Origin of the sequence: Streptomyces sp. NPDC058864 (genome assembly GCF_042742985.1) — a bacterium.
GTDB lineage: Bacteria > Actinomycetota > Actinomycetes > Streptomycetales > Streptomycetaceae > Actinacidiphila.
On record NZ_JBHYMQ010000001.1, the window covers coordinates 241,982 to 261,341 of the forward strand.

General features: G+C 72.8%; 19 protein-coding genes. 14 read left to right on the plus strand and 5 right to left on the minus strand.

Features of this window, described 5'->3' with window-relative positions; all coding sequences use genetic code 11:
• Positions 1-103 precede the first annotated feature (103 nt).
• From ACFW3D_RS01125 to ACFW3D_RS01140, 4 genes are all read right to left on the minus strand, one after another.
• Positions 104-505: an SCO4983 family protein gene (locus ACFW3D_RS01125; RefSeq protein WP_500499922.1), complete on the minus strand. Its 402-nt coding sequence runs from the start codon at positions 503-505 to the stop codon at positions 104-106.
• 94 nt (positions 506-599) lie between these two features.
• Positions 600-1,811, minus strand: coding sequence for a pyridoxal phosphate-dependent aminotransferase (locus ACFW3D_RS01130; RefSeq protein ID WP_500499925.1), 1,212 nt, complete (start codon positions 1,809-1,811; stop codon positions 600-602).
• A gap of 76 nt (positions 1,812-1,887) precedes the next feature.
• Entirely contained in the window at positions 1,888-3,456 is a 1,569-nt protein-coding gene (locus ACFW3D_RS01135; RefSeq protein ID WP_500499927.1) for an N-acyl-D-amino-acid deacylase family protein, read from the minus strand.
• A gap of 695 nt (positions 3,457-4,151) precedes the next feature.
• Positions 4,152-5,402, minus strand: coding sequence for an alanine racemase (locus tag ACFW3D_RS01140; protein ID WP_500499930.1), 1,251 nt, complete (start codon positions 5,400-5,402; stop codon positions 4,152-4,154).
• Positions 5,403-5,515: 113 nt separating this feature from the next.
• On the opposite strand from ACFW3D_RS01140, the gene ACFW3D_RS01145 reads away from it, so the two are divergent.
• The 4 genes from ACFW3D_RS01145 (at position 5,516) to ACFW3D_RS01160 (ending at position 9,125) form a co-directional block, all read left to right on the plus strand.
• On the plus strand, positions 5,516-6,439 hold the full coding sequence (locus tag ACFW3D_RS01145) for a sugar kinase (protein ID WP_500499932.1): 924 nt from the start codon (positions 5,516-5,518) through the stop codon (positions 6,437-6,439).
• Positions 6,436-7,194, plus strand: coding sequence for an IclR family transcriptional regulator (locus tag ACFW3D_RS01150; RefSeq protein WP_500499934.1), 759 nt, complete (start codon positions 6,436-6,438; stop codon positions 7,192-7,194). Before ACFW3D_RS01145 ends, ACFW3D_RS01150 begins: the two co-directional genes overlap by 4 nt.
• Positions 7,191-7,595: a RidA family protein gene (locus ACFW3D_RS01155; protein WP_500499937.1), complete on the plus strand. Its 405-nt coding sequence runs from the start codon at positions 7,191-7,193 to the stop codon at positions 7,593-7,595. The genes ACFW3D_RS01150 and ACFW3D_RS01155 overlap by 4 nt, the downstream gene beginning before the upstream one ends.
• 90 nt (positions 7,596-7,685) lie before the next feature.
• On the plus strand, positions 7,686-9,125 hold the full coding sequence (locus ACFW3D_RS01160; protein WP_500499939.1) for a GntP family permease: 1,440 nt from the start codon (positions 7,686-7,688) through the stop codon (positions 9,123-9,125).
• Positions 9,126-9,216: 91 nt separating this feature from the next.
• On the opposite strand, the gene ACFW3D_RS01165 is transcribed toward ACFW3D_RS01160, so the two are convergent.
• Entirely contained in the window at positions 9,217-10,722 is a 1,506-nt protein-coding gene (locus tag ACFW3D_RS01165; protein WP_500499942.1) for a chitinase, read from the minus strand.
• A 230-nt stretch (positions 10,723-10,952) separates the two neighbouring features.
• On the opposite strand from ACFW3D_RS01165, the gene ACFW3D_RS01170 reads away from it, so the two are divergent.
• The 10 genes from ACFW3D_RS01170 to ACFW3D_RS01215 all read left to right on the plus strand — a co-directional run bounded on the left by ACFW3D_RS01170 (position 10,953) and on the right by ACFW3D_RS01215 (position 19,357).
• Positions 10,953-11,840 (plus strand): hypothetical protein, encoded by an 888-nt coding sequence (locus ACFW3D_RS01170; protein WP_500499945.1) that lies wholly within the window; start codon positions 10,953-10,955, stop codon positions 11,838-11,840.
• A gap of 19 nt (positions 11,841-11,859) precedes the next feature.
• Positions 11,860-12,573: a Flp pilus assembly protein CpaB gene (gene cpaB, locus ACFW3D_RS01175; RefSeq protein WP_500499947.1), complete on the plus strand. Its 714-nt coding sequence runs from the start codon at positions 11,860-11,862 to the stop codon at positions 12,571-12,573.
• Positions 12,570-14,135 carry a CpaE/TadZ family protein gene (locus tag ACFW3D_RS01180; RefSeq protein WP_500499948.1) on the plus strand — a complete coding sequence of 522 codons (1,566 nt, stop codon included), beginning with the start codon at positions 12,570-12,572 and terminating at the stop codon, positions 14,133-14,135. Before cpaB ends, ACFW3D_RS01180 begins: the two co-directional genes overlap by 4 nt.
• Entirely contained in the window at positions 14,132-14,530 is a 399-nt protein-coding gene (locus ACFW3D_RS01185; RefSeq protein WP_500499951.1) for a TadE/TadG family type IV pilus assembly protein, read from the plus strand. Before ACFW3D_RS01180 ends, ACFW3D_RS01185 begins: the two co-directional genes overlap by 4 nt.
• Positions 14,527-15,864, plus strand: coding sequence for a TadA family conjugal transfer-associated ATPase (locus ACFW3D_RS01190; RefSeq protein WP_500499953.1), 1,338 nt, complete (start codon positions 14,527-14,529; stop codon positions 15,862-15,864). Before ACFW3D_RS01185 ends, ACFW3D_RS01190 begins: the two co-directional genes overlap by 4 nt.
• Entirely contained in the window at positions 15,861-16,799 is a 939-nt protein-coding gene (locus ACFW3D_RS01195) for a type II secretion system F family protein (RefSeq protein WP_500499955.1), read from the plus strand. Before ACFW3D_RS01190 ends, ACFW3D_RS01195 begins: the two co-directional genes overlap by 4 nt.
• Positions 16,800-16,818: 19 nt before the next feature.
• Positions 16,819-17,703 carry a DUF5936 domain-containing protein gene (locus ACFW3D_RS01200; RefSeq protein WP_500500169.1) on the plus strand — a complete coding sequence of 295 codons (885 nt, stop codon included), beginning with the start codon at positions 16,819-16,821 and terminating at the stop codon, positions 17,701-17,703.
• Positions 17,704-17,997: 294 nt separating this feature from the next.
• Positions 17,998-18,189: a hypothetical protein gene (locus ACFW3D_RS01205; protein WP_405772263.1), complete on the plus strand. Its 192-nt coding sequence runs from the start codon at positions 17,998-18,000 to the stop codon at positions 18,187-18,189.
• The gene (locus ACFW3D_RS01210) at positions 18,186-18,773 is read left to right on the plus strand and encodes a pilus assembly protein TadG-related protein (protein WP_500500172.1); all 588 of its coding nucleotides are present in this window, start codon (positions 18,186-18,188) and stop codon (positions 18,771-18,773) included. The genes ACFW3D_RS01205 and ACFW3D_RS01210 overlap by 4 nt, the downstream gene beginning before the upstream one ends.
• Positions 18,774-18,787: 14 nt before the next feature.
• Positions 18,788-19,357 (plus strand): hypothetical protein, encoded by a 570-nt coding sequence (locus tag ACFW3D_RS01215; RefSeq protein WP_500499956.1) that lies wholly within the window; start codon positions 18,788-18,790, stop codon positions 19,355-19,357.
• The last annotated feature ends 3 nt before the right edge of the window (positions 19,358-19,360 follow it).

Genomic DNA, 19,360 nt, shown 5'->3' on the forward strand with positions numbered 1-19,360 from the left:
GGTCCCCGACCCTGACCGTCGCCCCGCGGGCGGACCGAGCCGACCCTCACACCGAGGGCCGGGACCGGAGGTCACGAACTCCGGTCCCGGCCCTCGGGCGTTCCTAGGCGGCTGCGGCGTGGACCGCGAGGTGGCGCTCGGCGAGCGCCGCGGCCTCCGCGTTCTGGCGTGACTCGGCGACGACCAGCGCCCGGCCGGCGAGCGCGCGCGCCCTCCGGTGCAGGGCCGCCACCAGGGCCGCCTCCGCCCGCCCCCGTCCGGCCGGAGCCGGCGAGAGCCGCAGCGGGGGATGCCCGTGGTGCAGACCCGCCACGGCCTCGGCGAGCTGCTCCGCGGCACGGTCGAGCTCAGGGCAGGGCTCCAGCGCCCGCAGCTCGTCGGTGACGGTCAGCAGCGCGGCGAGGTGTCCGGCGAGCTGGAGGTCCAGCTCCTCGTCACGACTCCGACGCGGAAGGGTGGGCGCCGCCGTCGTATGGACCGATTTGGTGCGGATCGGCTCGTACATGGGTGCACTCCTCCTGCAAACAGGAGTACATCCTACCTTGGACTCAGTCTAAGGAGGGAGCGTTTCGAGGTATCCGTTGCCGACCCGCGCCCGGCTACGGCTGTCCGTAGCCGTCCAGGAAGCGTGCGATCCGGCCCACCGCGTCCGCCAGGTCCTCCTTCGCCGGCAGCGTGACCAGGCGGAAGTGGTCCGGCTCCGGCCAGTTGAAGCCGGTGCCCTGCACCACCAGGATCCGCTCGGCCCGCAGCAGGTCCAGCACCATCTGCTGGTCGTCCTTGACCTTGTAGACCTTCGGGTCCAGCCGCGGGAACGCGTACAGCGCGCCCTTCGGCCGCACGCAGCTGACCCCGGGGATCTGCGTCAGCAGCTCGTACGCCACGTCCCGCTGCTCGGCCAGCCGCCCGCCCGGCAGCACCAGGTCCTTGATCGACTGCCGGCCGCCGAGGGCGGTGGCCACCGCGTGCTGTGCCGGGACGTTCGCGCACAGGCGCATGTTCGCCAGGATCGTCAGGCCCTCGAGGTAGCTGGTCGCGTGCTCCTTCGGGCCGCACACCGCGAGCCAGCCGCTGCGGTAGCCGGCCACCCGGTACGCCTTCGACAGCCCGTTGAAGGTGAGCGTCAGCAGGTCGGGCGCGATCGCCGCGGTCGGGGTGTGGGTCACGCCGTCGTAGAGGATCTTGTCGTAGATCTCGTCCGAGCAGACGATCAGGTTGTGCCGGCGGGCGATGTCGGTCAGCTGCCGCAGCAGCTCGTCGTCGTAGACCGCGCCCGTCGGGTTGTTCGGGTTGATGATCACCAGTGCCTTGGTCCGGTCGGTGATCTTGCGCTCGATGTCGGCGAGGTCGGGGAACCAGTCCGCCTGCTCGTCGCAGCGGTAGTGCACCGGGGTGCCGCCCGACAGCGAGACCGCGGCCGTCCACAGCGGGTAGTCGGGCGCCGGGATCAGCACCTCGTCGCCGTCGTCCAGCAGCGCCTGCATCGACATCTGGATCAGCTCGGAGACGCCGTTGCCGAGGTAGACGTCCTCGACGTCCAGCTCGATGCCCTTGGTCTGGTAGTGCTGCATGACCGCCCGCCGCGCCGGGAGGATGCCCTTGGAGTCGCCGTAGCCGTGCGCGCCGCCGAGGGAGCGGAGCATGTCCTCCAGGATCTCCGGGGGGCACTCGAAACCGAAGGCGGCGGGATTGCCGGTGTTCAGCTTCAGGATGCGGTGACCTGCCGCCTCCAGCCGCATGGCCTCCTCCAGCACCGGGCCGCGGATGTCGTAGCAGACGTTGGAGAGCTTCGTGGACTGGATCACCTGCATGTCCGTGAGCTTACGGCCACGTACCGGGGACCGCCCCGTGTTCTTGGCCACGTATGCGCCGAATGGTGAAGTGGCGCTACCTTCCCCGCCCTTTCTCGTTGCGCACCGAGCGCCCGGCCAGGACGTCCGTCCGGCGGCCGTTCTCGACGACGAACCGCCCGTCGACGAGCACGTGCGGGATGCCGGTGGGCAGCGTGCGCGGCGCCTCGAACGTCGCGCCCGCGGCGACCGTCCCCGCGTCGAAGAGCACCAGGTCCGCGCGGTACCCCTCGCGGACCAGGCCGCGGTCGGACAGGCCCAGCCGCGCCGCCGGACGGCCGGTGAGGTGCGCGACGCACTCCTCCAGGCCGAGCACGCCGAGCTCGCGCACGTAGTGGCCGAGGTAGTGCGGGAACGTGCCGTACGCCCGGGGATGCGGCTTGTCGCCGACGAGCAGACCGTCGCTGCCGCCGGTGTGCACGCGGTGGCGCATGATCGCCCGGACGTTCTCCTCGTGGCCGACGTGCTGGAGGACCGTCGTGCCCAGGCGGTCCGCCAGCAGCAGCCGGCGTGCCGTCGCGAAGTCCGTGAGCCGTTGCCCCACATGGCCCGCCAGGGCGGGCTCGCGCACCCCGGAGACCTCCAGCGTCCGCCACTCCACGGGCACGCCGTGGCAGCCGTCCGAGCCCTCCACCTCCATCGCGAGCCGGATGCGCTCCGCCTGCGCGTCGTCCCGGAGCCGGGCGAGGGTCGCCTCCGGGCCGCCCTCCGTCGCCCAGCTCGGCAGGGTCGCCGCGAGCGTCGTGCAGCCCGGCAGGTAGGGATACGTGTCGAGGGTGATGTCCGACCCGGCCGCGAGCGCCTCGTCCAGCAGCGCGAGCAGTTCGGGCGCGCGGCCCGCGTTCACCCCGAAGTTCATCGTGGCGTGCGCCAGGTGCAGGGCGCAGCCCGCCTCCCGGGTCACGGCGACCATCTCCGCGTAGGCGTCCAGCGCACCGGCCCCGTAACTGCGGTGGTGCGGGCAGTAGTAGCCGCCGTGGGCGGCCACGATCCGGCACAGCTCGGTCAGTTCGGCACCCGAGGCGTACATCCCCGGGGTGTACGTCAGTCCGGACGACATCCCCACGGCGCCCTGCGCCAGCCCCTCGGCGACCAGTTCCCTCATCCGGTCCAGCTCCGCCGGGGTCGCCGGGCGGTCCTCCCACCCGACCGCCAGCATCCGCACGGTGCCCTGCGGGACCAGGTAGGCGGCGTTCACGGCGATGCCCCGGTCCAGGCGGTCCAGGTACTCGCCGACGCTGCGCCAGTCGTACTCCAGGCCCTCGGGGTCGCCGTTCCACCCCGCGAGCTGCTGTCGCAGTCCGGCCAGGGTGCCGTCGTCCACGGGGGCGTACGACAGCCCGTCCTGGCCCAACACCTCCAGGGTCACGCCCTGCGCCGCCTTCGCCTCGTGCGCGGGGTCCGTGAGCAGGGCCAGGTCGCTGTGCGCGTGCATGTCGATGAACCCGGGGGCGAGCACGAGCCCGCGGGCGTCGAGGGTGTGGCGTGCGCCGCGGACCGTTCCGATCTCCGTGATCCGGCCGCCCTCGATGCGGACGTCCGCCTGGTACGCCGGGGTTTCCCCGGTCCCGTCCACGATGCGCGCGCCGCGAATCGCCAAGTCCATGCGGGCCTCTCTCCTGTGTGCGGGCCGGTTGTTCGTGTGCGGGTCGTTTGCGCCTGCGGCGGGCGGTTTCCCGCCGCCCTCCCGTTGCCCCGGTGCGGTCAGTGCGGGTCTGCGCTCTGTTCGTCTGTGGGTCGGTGGCGCGCCGGCGCACGTCCTCAGCGCTCGCGGATTTGCCGGGCTGTTGCGTCACCGGCATCACCGCTCGTCGCTTCCGGGCGCACCCCTGCACACCCCCTCCTGTCGTATGGGCGACTGACGCCGGTGGGGGGTGAGTAAGGCACCTGCGGCACCCCCGGACCGCCTCCTCGCCCGCCCTCCGGCCGTCTCCCGCCCGCCTGCCCTCCCCCGTCCTTGGGCCGGGTCGGCCAGTGCGGGTGAGGAGGGCACTTGCGGCAACCCCTGACTGCTTCATCCCCCCCACCGGGCGTTGGTCGCTCGCCATACGGAGGGGGTGGGGTCGTAGGGGTGGGCGTTCTGGACGCTGACGTGTATTTGTTGTGCGGCAGAGCGGCACCTATCCGGACCGCCCGCCATGCACATAAATATGCGGTACAGAATGCCCACCCCGGAGGCCCCGCCCCCGGCCCACCCAACGAACCCGGCGAGACCCGCACCAACCAACCGGGGCCACGGGCGGGCGGGCGGGAAAAGACCCAACCCCAACGACAAACGACCCGCACACAAGACAACGGCCGTCAGAAGAACGTGCGGACGAAGTCCGTGACGACCCCACCCGCGTCCACGACAGGAACAAGCTGCCACTTGTCGAACGCCGTGCACGGATGCGAAACCCCCAGCCCCACCCAGTCGCCGACCGCCAGGTCCCCCGCCCCGGGGGCGACGTCCACGAACGCGTGCTGGTCGGCGAGCTTCGTGACCGTGAGCCCGGCCGCCGGGACGGTGGACCCGTCGGCGCGGCGCACGACCTGCGGCACCGGGAGGTCGAGGTCGTACGGCGCGTCGCGCTTGCCCGCGTTGAGGAGGGCGAGCCCCGGCTCGGGCCGGGAGAGCACCTGGGTCCACAGCCGGAACGCGGGCTCGAGCGAACCCTCCGCGGGGATGCGGTCGTGGAACGGCGTCAGATCGCGGTAGTGGACGTCGTCGTGGGTGACGTACGCCCCGGACCGCAGGAGCCCGAGCACCGGCAGGGACAGTTCCCCGAGCGTGCCGAACGCGTCCGCCACCGCGTCGAACCACTCGCTGCCGCCCGCACTCACCACGATCTCCCCGGCCCCGGTGAACCGTCCGGCCGCGTCGAAGTCACGGGCCAGCGTGACCAGTTCGCCGAGCCACCCGCGCGGGTCCGGCGCCGCCGCCTCGTAGCCCGCGACGCCGACCAGCCGCAGGTGCCGGGCCGCGGCGACCGCGTCGGCGACGCGCGCAGCCTCCGCGGCTCCCCGCACGCCCGTGCGGCCCGCCTCCGCGCCGAGTTCCACGACGACGTCCACGACCTCCGTGAGGGCCGCGTCCATCAGCTCGACCCCGCGCACGGAGTCCACGTAGCAGATGAAGCGGAACTCCGGGTCGCCGGCCAGCTCGCGGGCGACCCAGCGCAGCGCGGCCGCGTCGACCAGCTCGTTGGCGAGGAAGACGCGCCGCACGCCGAACGCCCGGTAGACCCGCACCTGGTGCGGGGTCGCGGCGGTGATGCCCCACGCGCCGTGGGCGAGCTGGCGGGCGAAGAGCTGCGGGGCCATGGAGGTCTTGCCGTGCGGTGCGAAGGCGAGGCCGTGCCTGCCGGTCCAGTCGGCGAGCTGGGCGAGGTTGTGCTCCAGGGCGGGCTCGGAGAGCGTCAGCAGCGGGGTGGTGAAGCCGCCGTCGAAGACGGTGCGGCGCTGGGCGGCGAGTTCGCCGACCGTCAGCCCCTCGGCGTCCGGCGGGAGTCCCTTGAAACGGTGGTCCACCCGCTCCCGGTGCAGCTCGTCGATGCCCGTGACCTGGTCCATCCCGCCTCCGTCCGGCGCCGTTGCAATATGTGCAACGCCCGTTGCGTGCTGTGTTTCCCGCTGTCTAACATCCCGGCCAGCACCGGGTCAACGGTGCGCGGAGAGGAGCGGACGTGACCGGGACCGTGGCCGTGGACGTCGTGTGCGTGGGCGAGTCCATGGTCACCTTCGTCCCCTCCCTGCCGGGGCAACGCCTCGCCGACGCGGCCGCCTTCGACCGCGGGACGGGCGGCGCGGAGTCCAACGTGGCCTGCGCGCTGGCCCGGCTGGGCCATGCCGTGCGCTGGATCAGCCGGGTGGGGGCCGACCCGTTCGGGGACCACCTGGTGACGACGATCGCGGCGGCCGGCGTCGACGTCTCAGGGGTGCGCCGCGACCCTGACCGCCCGACCGGGGTCTACTTCCGCACCGGCGACGGCGAGATCGCCTACTACCGGGCCGGTTCGGCCGCCACGGCCATGGGCCCGGGGAACGTCGCCCGCCGCGACGCCTGGGCCGGCCGGGTCCTGCACCTGTCCGGCATCACGCCCGCCCTCTCCGCGGGGTGCGCGGAGCTCGTCCACGCGCTCACCGCCCCCGGACCGGCCCGCCCGCTGGTCTCCTTCGACGTCAACCACCGCCCCGCTCTGTGGCGTTCGGCCGACCCGGCGCGAATCGCCCGGCTCGCCGCCCGCTGCGACCTCGTCCTGGTCGGCGAGGACGAGGCCGGGGCCGCCTGGGGCCTGCCGGACGCCGACGCCGTGCGCGAGGCCCTGCCGGGTCCCGCCGTCCTCGTCGTCAAGCAGGGCGGACGCGGGGCCACCGCGTACGAGGGCGGCGCCGACGGGGTGTTCGCGCCCGCGCCGGACGTGCCCGTCGTCGACCTCGTCGGGGCCGGTGACGCCTTCGCCGCGGGCTTCCTGTCGGCGACGCTGCGCGCGCTCCCGCTGCGGGACCGGCTCGCCCGGGGCCACGCCCTGGCCGCCGCGGTGATCGGGGTGCGGGGCGACTCGCTCGCCGCCCTCGGCGACGAGGCATGGGGGAGACTGCGCGCATGAGCCAGACCGTGGACCGCGCGCTGCGCATCCTGCCCCTGCTCGCGGAGGGGCCCGCCAACCTCGAACAGGTCGCCACCCGCCTGGACGTGCACAAGTCCACCGCGCTGCGCCTGCTGCGCACCCTGCACGAGCACGGCATGGTCTACCGCCAGGACGACCAGCGCTACCGCCTCGGCGCCCGGCTGTTCGCCCTCGCCCAGGAGGCGATGGAGAACCTGGACGTCCGCGGTATCGCCCACCCCCATCTGGCCGCCCTGAACGAGCTGACCGGGCACACCGTCCACCTCGCGGTGTACGAGGAGGGCGAGGTCGTCTACATCGACAAGGTGGAGAGCCGCTACCCGGTGCGCATGTACTCGCGGATCGGCAGGCCCGTCGCCATCACCGTGGCGGCCGTGGCGAAACTGCTCCTGGCCGACCTCCCCGAGGCGGAGCGGCGCGCGGTCGTGCAGACCCTGGACTACCCGCGCTACACCCCCCGTTCCACCACCGACGCCGCCGCCCATCTCGCCGAGCTCGCCCGGGTCCGCGAGCAGGGCTGGGCGAGCGACCTCGGCGGCCACGAGGAGTCCATCAACTGCGTCGCCGCGCCGATCCGCGGCGCCGACGGGCGCGTGGCGGCCGCCTGTTCCCTCTCCGCCCCCAATGTGGTCGTCAGCGCGGAGGAGTTGCTGAAGCTGCGTCCGCAGGTCCAGCGCACCGCGGAGGCGATCAGCCGCGAGTACTCCGGAAGACCGAGCGAAGGAACCAGATGAGCGAGAAGACCGCGATCACCCCGGCCGGCCACACCGCCCCGCCGGCCAGGTTCTCCCACGGCGTCCGCAAGGGCGGCATCCTGCAGGTCGCCGGTCAGGTCGGCTTCGGCCCCGCCGTGCCGGGACAGGCACCCGCGCCCGTCGGTCCGGGACTGCGGGAGCAGTCCCTGCAGACCCTGGCCAACGTGCAGGCGGTGCTGGAGGCCGGCGGTTCCTCCTGGGAGGACGTCGTCATGATCCGGGTCTATCTCACCGACACCGCGCACTTCCCCGAGTTCAACGCCCTCTTCGACGAGTTCTTCGCCGGTCTGGAGGGCGCCCCCGCCGCCCGTACGACGGTCTACGTGGGCCTGCCGGCCGGGCTGCTCGTCGAGATCGACGCGCTCGCCGTCCTGGACTGACCCCCGGACCCACCGCGTCCGTCGTCCCACCGCTTCACCCGCACGCCGTCCCGTGGTCCCCCCATGCCCGAAACCCCCCGGGAGCCCTGAGTGAATCCGGAAACCGTCCCCCACACCGGCGGCCTCATAGCCCTGATCCCCGGCACCGCCGGGTTGCTGACCGTGGCCGTCCTCGGCATCGTCCTTCTGCTCCTCCTCATCATCAAGGCGCGGCTGCAGCCGTTCGTCGCCCTGCTCGCCGTCTCCATCGCGGTGGCGCTCGCCGCGGGGCTGAGCGTCACCGAACTCTTCGGCACCGTCCAGCGGTCCACCGCCACCAGCCTCATCGAGACGGGCATGGGCGGCATCCTCGGCCATGTCGCGATCATCATCGGTCTCGGCACGATGCTCGGCGCGATCCTGGAGATCTCCGGAGGCGCCGAGGCCCTCGCCACCCGGCTGCTGGGCGCCTTCGGCGAGCGGCGCGCGCCGCTCGCGATGGGCCTGACCGGTCTGGTCTTCGGCATCCCGGTCTTCTTCGACGTCGGCATCTTCGTGCTGGCGCCACTGGTCTACGCGGCCGCCAAGCGCGGCGGCCGGTCGATCCTGCTCTACTGCCTGCCGCTGCTGGCCGGGCTCTCCATGACGCACGCCTTCCTGCCCCCGCACCCCGGGCCGGTCGCCGCGGCCGCCGTGTTCGAGGTGGACCTCGGCTGGGTGGTGCTCATGGGTGTGGTCTGCGGCGTCCCGGCGGTGCTGGCCGCGTGGGCGTACTCGGCGTGGATCGGGCGGCGCATCTTCGTCCCCGTGCCGCAGGACATGGCCGACGCGGTGGAGGAGGCCCGCGAGGCGGTGCGCGCCGAGGGCGCGCCGTCGCAGGAGCCGGTGTCGGTGCGGATCGTGCTGACCATCATCGGTACGCCCCTGGTGCTGATCCTGCTGGCCACCTTCTCCTCCGTCACGATGGGGGAGGGCACGGCCCGTTCGCTGCTCACCTTCTTCGGCCACCCCTTCGTGGCGCTGACCATCGCCCTGTTCCTGGCGTACTGGCTGCTGGGCATCCGGCGCGGCTGGAGCCGGCGCAGCCTGGAGACGGTGTCCACCGCCTCGCTCAAGCCGATCGGCAACATCCTGCTGGTGGTCGGGGCGGGCGGGGTCTTCGGCGCGGTGCTCAAGGCGAGCGGCATCGCCGACGCGCTGGCACGGGCCTTCGGCGAGGCGGGGCTGCCGGTGATCCTGCTGGCCTGGCTGCTGAGCGTGGCGCTGCGGGTGGCGCAGGGTTCGGCGACGGTCGCGATCGTGACCACGGCGGGCATCGTCCAGCCCGTGCTGGCCTCGGGCCACGCCTCCCAGGCGCACCTGGCGCTGGTCATCGTCGCGATCTCGGCCGGCTCGATCTTCGCCTCGCACGTCAACGACGGCGGCTTCTGGATGGTCGCCAAGTACTTCGGCATCAGCGAGCGCGACACCCTGCGCACATGGACGGTGCTGGAGTCCGTCCTGTCGGTGGCGGGGTTCGCGGTGGCCGGCGCGCTGAGCGTGGTCGTCTAGCCCGGCGCGGCCCAGGGCCGGCGGGACACCGCGCCCCCGGGGGACGGGACCTCTCCCGGGGGCGCGGTGCGTCGGTGACCGGTCCCGCCGGTTACGGCAGCCCGTGCAGGTGGGGGCCGACGGTGTTCGAGAAGGCGTTGCCGTTCGTGGCGTCCCAGTTGGTGGACCAGGTCATCGCGCCGCGCAGCCCCGGCCAGGTCGTCGGGGGCTTGAAGGAGCCGCAGTTGGTGCCCTTGGTCAGGCAGTCCAGCGCGTTGTTGACCACGGCCGGCGACACGTAGCCGCCGCCGGCCGCCCGGGTCGAGGCCGGCAGGCCGATGCCGACCTGGGAGGGGGCGAGACCGCTCTGCAACTGGATGCAGGCCAGCGCGGTGATGAAGTCGACCGTGCCCTGCGCGTACACCTTGCCGTCGCAGCCGTTCATGGTGCCGCTGTTGTAGTACTGGGTGTTGACGACGGTCAGGATGTCCTTGATGTTCAGCGCGGTCTGGAAGTAGCCGAAGGACGTCGACTGCATGTCGATGGTCTGCGGGGCCATCGTGATGACCAGCCCGGAGCCGGCCTTGGCCGACAGCGAGCGCAGCGCCTGCGTCATGTAGGTCGCGTTGATCCCGTTCTCGAGGTCGATGTCGACGCCGTCGAAGCCGTAGGTCTGCATCAGTGAGAAGACGCTGTTGGCGAAGTTGTTCGCCGAGGCGGAGTCGCTGACGCTGATCGTGCCGTTCTGCCCGCCGACGGAGACGACGACCTTCTTGCCGGCCGCCTTCTTGGCCGCGACGTCGGCCTTGAACTGGTTCACCGGGTAGTTGAGGGCCGGGTCGAGCGTGAAGGAGACCGCGCCCGGCGTGGTCGTGGCGTCGGCGAAGCTGACGGCGATGATGTCGTACTGGGCCGGGACCTGCGCGATGGTCTGGACGGTCGCGCCGTTGTTGAAGTTCTGCCAGTAGCCGGTCAGCACGTGCTTGGGCAGCGAGCCACCACCCGTGGGCGTGGGCGTTGGCGTGGGCGTGGGCGTGGGCGTCGGGGTGGGAGTCGGGGTGGGGTCCGTCGGCGTCGGTGTCGGGGTGGGCGTCGCGGTTCCGGGCGCGCCCAGCAGGCTCACGTCGTCGGCGAGGAAGGCGGGCTGGGCGTACCAGCCGTGCACGTAGACCGTGACCGAGGTGGTGCTCGCGCCGGTGGTGAAGCCGGTGGACAGCTGCTGGTACGAGGACGCGGACGGGGTCCAGGTGGAGACCTCGGTCATCCCGCTGCCGGTCGCGCCGAGGTAGACGTAACTGCCCTGGACGAAGGCGCTCAGCCGGTAGGTGGAGTTGGGCCGGACGCTGATCGTCTGCGAGCAGCGCGCGTTGTCCGAGGAGGACGGGGTGGCCTGCAGGGCCTTGCCGCCGCCGTGCACCGGGCCGTTCACGGCGGTGCCACTGGAGGCGGTGCAGGTCCAGCCGGTCAGGCCGCTCTCGAAGCCGCCGTTGGTCACGAGCTCGGGGTCCGCGGCACTGGCGCTGCCGGACGTGGCGACGAGTCCCGCCACCGCGAGGGCCGCGGCGCCGACGGCCGCCGCGGCTCTGAGGGCGGTGCGCCGTGGGCGTGCGTGTTCCACTACTGCCTCCTGGGGGCGAGGAGTTGGGCGGTTACGCGAGTGGCCACTCTGTGTGGACGCAGTTTGGTCCAGACCAATCCCCGGGTCAATACCCCGGTCGGCGTGCGTAGTCCGGCGTCCCGCGGGTACCACCGACTTCATCAACTGTTCGGCGACTTTCCGCACTGCTCCGGCTACGCAGGGATAAGCTCTCCGGGCAGGGACTGGGCGGGAGTTCCGGGAGGTCGCGGGTGTCGAGCGTCATAGCGGTCACGGCGGACGATCTCGCGCTCCCGCTGGAGCAGCACGTGATGCGCACCGCCGCGGCCCTGGAGGCCCACGGCCACCTCGTCGTGCTCGTCCCGCCGGAGCCCACCGATCCGCTGCGCCGCCGCGTCCACACCGTGCGGGCGGCCCTGGAGGCGGACCGGGTGGCGATCGTCCCGGTCGACCTGCCGCCGCTGGCCACCCTGCTTCTGGCCGAGCAGCTGCGCCAGCTCGCCGCCACCGACCTCGGGCCCGGAGTGCTCGCCGGCGCCGCCCGGCTGCTGTCGCACTACCTGCACTCCGGCGCCCTGCTCGGCTCGGTCTCCCGGCTCGACCGGGTGGACGTGCCCGTCGGCGCCCATCTGAAGTCCCTCGTGCCCGGGCGCCACTTCGCCGTCCTCGCGCACCCCGAACCGCATCTGTCCGAGGCGCGGGCCGACGCCGTGCCGGCCGGCCCGGCGTTCCTCACCCAGCTCGCCCTGGCGCAGGGCCACGGCGTGGACGCCGGCTGGGTCACCGGGCCGCTGGCGCGGACCTGGCGGAGCCAGCACGTGCGGGAGGTGCCGCTGCCGGCGGACTCCGCGCGCTGGTGGGGCACCGGCAGGCTCGTCGAGTTCACCGCCTACATCGCCGACGTCGGCGTGCTGTACCAACTGGTCACCTCGGTCCGCCGGGACACCTGCGGCTGGTGCGGCCTGGCCGTCATAGGCGACCGCTGCCTGTTCTGCTCGGCCACGGTGGACGGGCAGCAGCGCGTCCGTCCCCCCGAACGGCCGCGCCAGGTCGTGCACTCGGGCCCCCGCGCGCCCTCGCTGGCACCCAGGGCGTCCCCCGCCCCGCAGGTATCCCCCCCACCAGCACTCGGCACTTGAGCGATAGGGCCCCACCTCTATGAACTCACGTCAGCGTCGCGGCGTCGTCCTCCTCGTGGTCTCCGCGCTCTGCGCGCTCGCCGCCTTCGCCGGGGTCGTCACCGTCATCGGGGACGCCCGCTCCCAGATAGGGCCGAAGGTGACCGCGTACCGGCTGGCCGCGGACGTGCCCGCGTACGAGGCCGTCGGCCGCGCCCAGCTGCAGGTGGTCCGGATGCCCGAGCGCTGGCTGCCCGCCACCGCGGTCCGTGACGTCGGCCAACTCGACGGCAAGATAGCCGCCGTCCCGCTGCACCGCGGCTCCCTGCTGCAGACGGACATGGTCGCCGAGCGGCCCGCGCTGCGGGCCGGCCAGATGGAGATCGCGATCATGATCGACGCGGAGACCGGCGTCGCCGGGAAGATCACCCCGGGGGCGAGGGTCAACATCTTCGCCACCTTCGCACCCCGCAGGGACACCGACCCCGAGGTCTCGAAGATCATCGTCGCCGGCGCCCGGGTCATCGACGTCGGCGAGCTCAAGGCCTTCGACACCGGGAGCGACAACCGCCGCGTCAGCAGCCAGGGCGTCCCCATCACCTTCGCCCTCGACGCCGCCGACGCCCAGCGGGTCGCCTTCGCCGAGTCCTTCGCCCGGCACGTACGCCTCGCCCTCGTCGCCCCGGGGGACGCCACCGCCCCCTCCGAACGCGACCGCACCTACACCCTCGCCCGCGACGGAGCCGCCTCGTGACCGGCGTACGCATCCTGTCGGGCACCCCCGACCCCGACACCGCACGGGCCCTGACCGGGGTCCTCCACCAGCTGCCGGGCGCCGAACCGGGGCCGGCGCTCCCGGACTCCACCACGCTGCTGGACGTCCTCGCGCGGGCCGCCGAGACCGGGGTCGACGAACTGCCCGAGGTCGTCGTCGTCCACGACCGCATCACCCCGATGCCCGCGCTCGAGGTGATCCGCGAGATCGCGCTGCGCTTCCCCGCGGTCGGCGTCATCCTGCTCACCGCCGATCCGAGCCCGGCCGTCCTGTCCGGAGCCATGGACGCCGGCGCGCGCGGCGTCGCCGGGGTGCCGCTGTCGTACGACGAACTCGGCGCCCGCGTCGAGGCGGCCGCCGCCTGGGCGGCCGGCGTACGGCGCCACCTCAGCCCCCGGCAGCCGGCCCTGCCCGCCGTGCCCGGGGGCCGGCTGGTCGCCGTGGCCGGGGCGAAGGGCGGGGTCGGCACCACCGTCGTCGCCGTCCAGCTCGCCCTCGCCGCGCAGGCCGCCGGCAAGTCCACCGCCCTGGTCGACCTCGACCTCCAGGGCGGCGACGTCGCCTCCTACCTCGACGTCCAGTTCCGCCGCTCCGTCGCCGACCTCGCGGACATCGCCGACGTGACCACGCGTGTGCTGCAGGACGCCATGTACGTCCACGAGTCCGGGCCCGCGCTGCTGCTCGCGCCCGGCGAGGGCGAACGCGGCGAGGAGGTCACCGACCGCGCCGCCCGGCACGTGCTGCACGCCCTCCGGCAGCGGTACGAGGTCGTGGTCGTCGACTGCGGCACCCAGATGACCGGCGCCAACGCGGTCGCCGTCGAGACCGCGGACACCGCGCTGCTGGTCACCACGCCCGACGTGGTCGCCGTGCGCGCGGCCAAGCGCATGGTGCGCATGTGGGACCGGCTGCAGATCCGCAAGCCCGAGGACGTCGTCGTCGCCGTCAACCGGCACACCCGCGGCAGCGAGATCCAGCCCTCGCTGATCGCCCGCATCACCGGCACCCGGATCGCCGGCGCCGTGGTCCCCGCCGCCTTCCGGGAACTCCAGGCGGTGGTCGACGCCGGACGGCTCCAGGACCTCGACAACCGTTCCACCGTCAAGCAGGGCGTGTGGACGCTCGCCGCGGAGATCGGTCTCACGGGGCCCGGGCACGCCGTGACACCCCGCAGGGGCCGCCGCGGCCGCGGCGAACAGGGCCAGGTCACCCTGGAGACACTCGGCATGACGCCGCTGATCCTGCTGGTGCTCGTCCTGGTGTGGCAGGCGGTGCTGACCGGGTACACCTTCACCCTCGCCGGCCACGCCGCCGACCGGGCCGCCCGCGCCGCGGCGGTCGGCGAGGACGCCCGGGCGGCGGCCGCCGACGACCTGCCGGGTGCCTGGCGGATCGCGGACTTCGGCACCAGTGACGGCGACGGCATGGTCGGGGTCACCGTGGGGCTGAGGGTCCCCGTCCTCTTCCCCGGCGCCATCGACTTCCCGCTGACCGTCCACGGCCACGCCTCGGCCGTCGACGAAGAGGCGGTCGCACCGTGACGGCCCGGACCCACCGCCGCCTGCGCTCCCGCGACCGCGGCAGCGCCTCCCTGGAGTTCCTGGGAATGCTGCCGATCCTGCTGCTGATCGCCCTTGCGGGGGTGCAACTGGGCCTCGCCGCCTACACCGCCGCCCAGGCCGGTACGGCCGCCCGCGCCGCGGCGCGCATGGCGGCGCTGCACGACCCCCCGGTGAGCGGCTCCGCCGCGGGCACGGAGGCGGTGAGCTCCTGGCTGCGGGACGGTACGCGGGTCGGCACCACCGGCGGCACGGGCGACTCGGTACGGGCGACCGCCACCGTGGAGATCCCGTCGGTGCTCCCGGGCCTCAGCCCCGGCTCCGTCACCCGGACCGCCACGATGCCCAGGGAGGACGACGAAGGGGCCGACGAATGAGCCTGCGCGACCGCATCGCCGCCAACGAGGACACCGCCCCGCAGACGCAGGAGGGTCACCTCGTCGCCGTCTACCGGGCCAAGCTCCTCCAGGAGATCGACCTCGCCGAGATGTCCGCCCTCGCCGCCGCCGAGCGCCGGGTGCGCCTGGAACGCGTCCTCGGCCACATCATCAGCCGCGAGGGCCCGGTGCTCTCCACCAAGGAGCGCACCGGCATCATCCGGCGGGTCGTGGACGAGGCCCTGGGCCTCGGCATCCTCGAACCGCTGCTGGAGGACGCCTCCATCACCGAGATCATGGTCAACGGCCCGGACCGCATCTACATCGAGCGCGCCGGCCGGGTGGAGCCCGTCGCCGCCCGGTTCAGCAGCCCCGAGCAGCTGCTGCAGACCATCGAGCGGATCGTGTCGACCGTCAACCGCCGGGTGGACGAATCCAATCCGATGGTGGACGCCCGCCTGCCCTCCGGCGAGCGCGTCAACGTCATCATCCCGCCGCTGTCGCTGACCGGCCCCGTCCTCACCATCCGCCGCTTCCCCCGCGCGTACGCCCTGCACGAGCTGATCGGCCTCGGCACCCTCGACGAGCACATGCTGATGCTGCTTTCCGCGCTCGTGCGGGCCAAGTTCAACATCATCGTCAGCGGCGGCACCGGCTCGGGCAAGACCACGCTGCTCAACGCGCTGTCCGGGCTCATCCCGGACGGCGAGCGCATCATCACCGTCGAGGACGCGGCCGAACTCCAGCTCCAGCAGGAGCACGTCGTACGCCTGGAGAGCCGGCCTCCCAACGTCGAGGGGCAGGGCCGGATCACCATCCGCGACCTCGTACGGAACTCGCTGCGCATGCGCCCCGACCGGATCATCGTCGGTGAGGTCCGCGGCGGCGAGACCCTCGACATGCTGCAGGCCATGTCGACCGGCCACGACGGCTCGCTGGCCACCGTGCACGCCAACTCGGCCGAGGACGCGGTGCTCAGGCTGCAGACGCTGGCCTCGATGTCGGAGGTGAAGATCCCCTTCGAGGCGCTGCGCGACCAGATCAACAGCGCCGTCGACGTCATCGTCCAGCTGCGCCGCGACGTCGACGGCACCCGCCGGATCTCCGAGATCGCCGTGCTGTCCTCACGCGGCCGCGACACCTTCCGGCTGACCACCGCGACCCGCTTCCGCGCCGAGCCGATGGGGCCCGACCGGATCGTGCGGGGCTGGTTCCACCACCAGCCCGTACCGCGGGAACTGGCCGAACGCTTCCACCTGGCCGGCGAGTCCGTGCCGGCGGCGTTCGGGATCGGCGAGACCGAGCTGGAGCTGTCGAGCAGGGAGGCGAAGTGAACACGCCAACGATGGCCCTGGTCGTGCTCGGCGTGACCGGCCTCGCGCTGGTACTGGGCGTCTGGGGCCTGCACGCCTGGAGCGGCGGCCGCGCCGACCGCGCCGCGCTCGTCGACCGGCTGGCCGACGTCCCGGCCGCGGAGCGGCGCGCCGTTCCCTTCGCCGGCCTGGACCGGCGGGTCCGGGGCACCGCTTGGGGCCGCCGGCTGGCCGCGCGGCTCGCCGCCACCGGCACCAACCTGACGCCGGGGCAGTTCACCGCGGCCGCCCTCGGGGTGGTCGCAGGCGCCTGGCTGGTCGCCGACGTCGTGCTGGCGCCGTTCTTCGGACCGATCGCCGCGCTCCTGGCGGCCTGGGCGGTCAGCTCCTTCCTCGGCTGGCGGCGGCGAGTGCGCACCGAGCGCTTCATCGCCCAGCTGCCCGAACTCGCCCGCGTCCTGGCCAACGCCACCCAGGCCGGGCTCGCCCTGCGCACCGCGATCGGCATGGCCGCGGAGGAACTGGAGGCCCCGGCCGGCGAGGAACTGCGGAAGGTCGCCGACGCCATGACGCTCGGCCACTCCATCGAGGACGCCATGGCCGAACTGCAGGAGCGGCTGCCCAGCCGGGAACTGGTGGTGCTGGTCACCACGCTCGTCCTGTCGTCCAGGGCCGGCGGCTCGGTGGTGGAGTCGCTGCGCAACCTCACGGTGACCCTGGAGGAGCGCAAGGAGACCCGGCGCGAGATCCGCACCCAGATGTCCCAGGTCACGGTCACCGCGTACGCCGTCCCGGTCATCGGCGTCGGCTCGCTGCTGCTGCTCGACCGGATCATGCCGGGCTCACTGGGCGCGATGACCGGGTCCGGGGCCGGACGGATCGCCGTCCTCGTCGCCCTGGGCCTTTACGCCGTCGGCTTCGCGCTCATCCGCCGCATGTCGCGGATCGACGTGTGAGGGGGGTGGGAGAGCGTTGATCACCTTCGCGCTGGCCGCCGTCGGCGCCCTCGGAGTGGTGGGAGTCTGCTACGGCATCGGCATCTACCGCTCCGAGGTCAAGCTGCCCAGCGACCTCCAACTGGCCCTGGAGGTCGGGCGGACCCGCACCACCAAGGTCGGCAACGCCGTCGACCGCCTCGGGATGCGCTGGGCGCCCCTGGTGCTGCGCCTCATGGGCCCCGCCCGGGTCAACCGGATCCGCACCCGCATCGACCACGCGGGCCACCCCTACGGCCTCACCGTCGACCGCTACGCAGCCCGCCGCGCCGTCTACGGCGCCCTCGGCGCCCTGGCGGCGCTGGTGCTCCTCCGGGCGGGCCACTGGTTCGTCGCCCTCCTGATGGTCGCCTACGGCCTGGGCTGGACGGACCTCGGCATCCGGCTCGCCGTCCGCAGGCGGCGCGACGAGATCGAGCGCACGCTCCCGGACTTCCTCGACGTCCTCGCCGTGGTGGTGAGCGCCGGCCTCGGCTTCCGCCAGGCCCTCGAACGCGTCGCCTCCGTCTACAAGGGCCCCTGGAGCGACGAGATCCGCATCGCCCTGCGCCAGATGGACGTCGGCGTCAGCCGCCGTGACGCCTTCGACCAGCTGCGCAGGCGCAACGGCAGCGAGCAGGTGGGGCAGTTCGTCACGGCCCTGCAGCAGGGCGAGGAACTGGGCGCGCCCATCGCCCGCACGCTGCTCCAGATCGCCACGGACATGCGGCGCACCGAGGCCCAGAACGCCCGCCGCCGCGCGGCCCGCACGGTGCCGCGCGCGACCGGTGTGGTCACCACGCTCCTCGTCCCCGCCACGATGATCCTGCTGATGACGGGCACGATCCTCGGGTCGCGCATCAACTTCGGCGACCTGTTGGGGTGATGGGGGTGACGGGGCCGTGAACGCATGTTCGGTGCGGGTGATGGGTAGTGACGGGAGCCGCCATATTGGGTGCGGAGCCCGGGGTTGCGGTGTACATTTGCAATCGCAACCACATTTGCACCTGCAATCAGGCACGGATCGCAGCGGGTTGACCCGATGGGAGGCGGTGCGCCGTGGACCTCACCGGCACCGCGATCGCCCGCGGCGATAGCCAGATCCCGGCCGACGCAAGGGGCGCGGCCGGCGCACGTCTCGTGACTACGGTTTGGGGCACGGAAGATGAGCAGGTGGGTTGTGAAGCGACTGACCGCGCTGCGCACGCGCATGCGCGTCCGCGGCGACTCGGGGCAGACGTCGTTCGAGTACCTGGGCATCGCGGTGGTGATCGCGGTCATCATCGGTGTGCTGGCGGGGACGACGGACATCGGCGACGCCGTGCTCGAGGGAATCCTCGACAAGATCTCGGACATCGTCGACGCCGGCTGACCGGGCGGGGGCGAGGTGACGGCGGCCAGACCCTCGGCATCTACATCGTGGCCGTCGGCGCTCTGTTCTTCCTCGCTTTCGCCTACTTCGCCGTCGGTCAGGCCGTCTCCGCGCGCAACACGGCGCAGACGGCGGCCGATGCATCGGCCCTCGCGGCAGCGAGAGAGGTTCGTGACAGCGTCCGTGAGCCGTTCCGCGACGCGTTGGAGGCGGGAGATCTCGACCGCATCGAGGAACTCCTGGCCCTGAACGGGATGACGGGCGGCAACGCCTGCGGGGCGGCGCAGGATTACGCCGTCCAGAACGGCGCGGAGGTCAACGAGTGCGATGTGAACGGCCCGTCCGGCGCCACGATCGCCCTCCGAACCTCCGGCACCGTGGGTAAGTCCGTCGTCCGGGGAACCGAGACGATGCGGGCGCACGCGACTGCGACGGCCGTTGTCGACAGCCGTTGCCGTGTCGATGGGAAGGACGGCGACAAGATCATGTTCATCTGCGACGGCGACCCGCTGACCGTGGACCCGACGGCCGACGACTTCGACCTGAACCTGGCGGAGTTCTACTTCGTCCATCTCAGCGAGTGAGGAACGGGGGACCGATGCGTATCCAGATGCAGGGCCCGGCCGTGGTCGCCGTGGCTCTTGCCGCGGTCCTGGTGGGCTGCAGTGGCGGAGGCGACGACGGGAAAGCCGGGGCCTCGCCGTCCGTGAGGACGGGCACGCCGGGGAGCCCTGGGAAATCGAGTCCGGCGGCGTCCGACGCGCCGACGCAGGTACTCGCCCAGATGAAGGGCGCGAAGGACATAACCGTCACGATCAACGAGGCGACCCGGGACCCGGGCGGCTTCGTCACGGTCAAGGGCGCCATCACCAACAACGGTGACGAGACGTTCAACGCCGCGACTTGGCGCGGCGACGAGCTCGCGGTCGCCAAGTCCGGAGCGTCCGTGGCCGGTGCCGTCCTGGTCGACTCGGTCGGCAAGAAGCGCTACTACGTGCTCCGTGACACCGACGGCATCTGCCTCTGCACGACCAAGCTGATCGGTATCCGGCCCGAGGAGACAAGGCCGTTCTTCGCGCAATTCCCGGCACCGCCGGAAGGCACCACCGAGGTGGAGTTCCAGCTGCCGACGATGCCCCCGGCCAAGATCACGATCGCGGAGGGGTGAGCC